At 58.4% G+C, this 2,419-nt stretch carries 1 protein-coding gene and 1 pseudogene; one reads left to right on the forward strand and one right to left on the reverse strand.

Translation table 11 applies throughout. From position 1 onward, the window contains the following. Nucleotides 1-160: 160 nt before the first annotated feature. On the forward strand, nucleotides 161-1,846 hold the full coding sequence (locus tag JYJ39_RS13850; protein WP_205205219.1) for an IS1634 family transposase: 1,686 nt from the start codon (nucleotides 161-163) through the stop codon (nucleotides 1,844-1,846). A 63-nt stretch (nucleotides 1,847-1,909) separates the two neighbouring features. Here JYJ39_RS13850 and JYJ39_RS13855 read toward each other — a convergent pair. After that, nucleotides 1,910-2,365, reverse strand: a pseudogene (locus tag JYJ39_RS13855) (IS5 family transposase); the annotation flags it as partial. Nucleotides 2,366-2,419 lie beyond the last annotated feature (54 nt).

Consider the following 2,419-nt stretch of genomic DNA (forward strand, 5'->3'; position numbering starts at 1 on the left):
AATAAAACACGGTTCGCCGCATGAATCAGGCGACAACTATCTTGACTTGCTCCGCAGCCATGCGGGTTTCAAGGCGATTTTTCAAAAATGTCGTGTAGTGGCACGTTTGTGTTTTCATGGCCATATTTGACAAGCAATGTGGCGCTGGTAAAGTCGAGGCATGTTCCTCAAGATCACCTGCTCCGGGCCGCGCCAGTATCTCCAGCTTGTCGAAGCCTTCCGCGACGACGCCGGCAAAGCCAAGCATCGCACCCTGGTCACGCTCGGCCGCCTGGATCAACTGACCGACAGCCTCGATTCCGTCATCTCCGGCCTGCTCAAGGTCACTGGCCGTCCAGATTTCCTGAATGCGCCATTGCCCGCCGTTGAGTTCGAATCGGCGCGTGCGCTGGGCAACGTCTGGGCGCTCAACGAACTGTGGGAATCCTTGGGCTTTGGCGAACTGCGCCGGGTGTTCAAGAAGACCCGGCACAGCATCGATGTCGAAGCACTGATTCGCGTGATGGTGTTCAATCGCCTGTGCGATCCGGAGTCGAAGCTCGGGGTATTGCGCTGGCTGGACACGGTGGCGATGCCGGGCATTGAGGCTGAATCGATCACCCACCAGCATCTGCTGCGCAGCATGGATGCCCTGGTCGAGCATCAAGCCGAAGTGGATGCCGTGATCGCCAATCTGCTGCGTCCCTTGATCGACCAGGAACTGTCGGTGGTGTTCTACGACATGACCACGATCCGCACGGAAGGAAGGTCTGCCCAAGAGGGCGATGTCCGCCAATACGGCATGGCCAAGGAAGGCGTCATCGCCCGTCAGGTGATGCTGGGTGTGGTGCAAACCGGCGATGGCCTGCCGATCTACCACGAGGTGTTTGCCGGCAATACGGCAGAATTGCCGACGTTGAAGACGGTGCTTGAACGCTTTCCCTCGATTCGCCGGGTGGTGCTGGTGGCAGACCGGGGCTTGCTGTCGCTGGACAATCTGGATGCCCTCTCTGAGATCCGCCTGGAAAGTGGCGAGCCGCTGGAGTTCGTGCTGGCCGTTCCGGGCCGGCGCTACAGTGAATTCGCTGATCTGTTGGGTGAGTTTCAGACGCAGTGCGCCAATGCTTCGCAGGAAGTCGTTGGCGAATTGCCGTGGCGGGGATTGCGCCTGATCGTTGCGCATCATCCGGAAGTGGCCAGGGAAACCCAGGCACTTCGTCGCGAGCGCATCGAAACGCTGGAAGCGCAGGCGAACACTTGGGCTGGCAAGCTCGATGCGCAGGATGCCGGGATGAAATCCCGGGGCAAGAAGCTTTCCGACAGCGGCGCCAAGGCACGGCTGTATCACGCGGTCAGGGACGCCCATCTGGCGAACATCATTCGCGTCGACTTGAAGAACGAACTCTTCGCCTACGAAATCGACCACGATGCCCTGGCGCTGGCCGAGTTGATGGATGGCAAGTTGTTGCTGGTGACCAATACGCCGGATTTGTCGCCCCTGGGCGTGGTTGACCGCTACAAGTCGCTCGCCGATATCGAGCGCGGTTTCCGGGTGCTGAAGTCGGAGATCGAAATCGGCCCGGTGTTTCACCGACTGCCGGAACGGATCAAGGCACATGCTGCCATCTGTTTCATTGCCTTGATCCTCTATCGCATCATGCGTCAGCGATTGAGCAGCGCCGAGGCGCAGCTTTCGCCTGAACGGGCGCTGGAGGAATTACAGAAGCTTCAGCATCATCAGATTCGGATCAATCAGGCCGACCGGCCTGTCACCGGCATCTCTCGTCTATCCGAAACACAGGATCGCGTCTTTGCCGCCCTAAGACTGAAAAAACCGACGCAACCACAGCAACTTGCTCTCTTGTAGTACACGTTTTTGAATCACGCTTCAGAATAATCAACCACTTACACGTTTAACTGTCGAACTCGGGCGCCCCGTATTCTTCGCCAAACCACGGTAGCGAACCTTCACGAAGCCGAACTGGCGCTTCACCACCCGAAACGGATGTTCAACAATGGCGCGCACCGCCGACAGTACCCGGTTGAACGCCTTCTGCTCATCGCTCAGCACACCACCTGCCGGTTTCTTGCTCGGCGTCAAAACGGACAAATTGCCTTCCTTCTCGAACGCATCAAGCGTCCGGTTCTTCTTGTGATAGCCGCGATCACCCAGGGCAAGGGTTTCCTCGCCATGCAGACAGGCTTCCATCATGGCAATATCGGCGACCTTGGCGGTCGTGCAGGTCACGCTATGGATCAGACCGCTCTCGGCATCGACCCCGATATGGGCCTTCATCCCGAAATGCCACTGATTCCCCTTCTTGGTCTGCGTCATCTCCGGATCGCGCTGCTTGTCGCCGTTCTTGGTCGAACTCGGCGCCGCAATCGTAACCGTCCGACCACTACCGTCTTTCCGAGTTAATCGGAGTCAGGCAGCAGC

This window comes from Azonexus hydrophilus (assembly GCF_905120355.1).
In the GTDB taxonomy this organism is placed as follows: domain Bacteria; phylum Pseudomonadota; class Gammaproteobacteria; order Burkholderiales; family Rhodocyclaceae; genus Azonexus.

What these genes read in the sequence shown, in the direction of transcription:
- JYJ39_RS13850 (WP_205205219.1), top strand. Translation starts at nt 161, where the DNA reads ATGTTCCTCAAGATCACCTGCTCCGGGCCGCGCCAGTATCTCCAGCTT.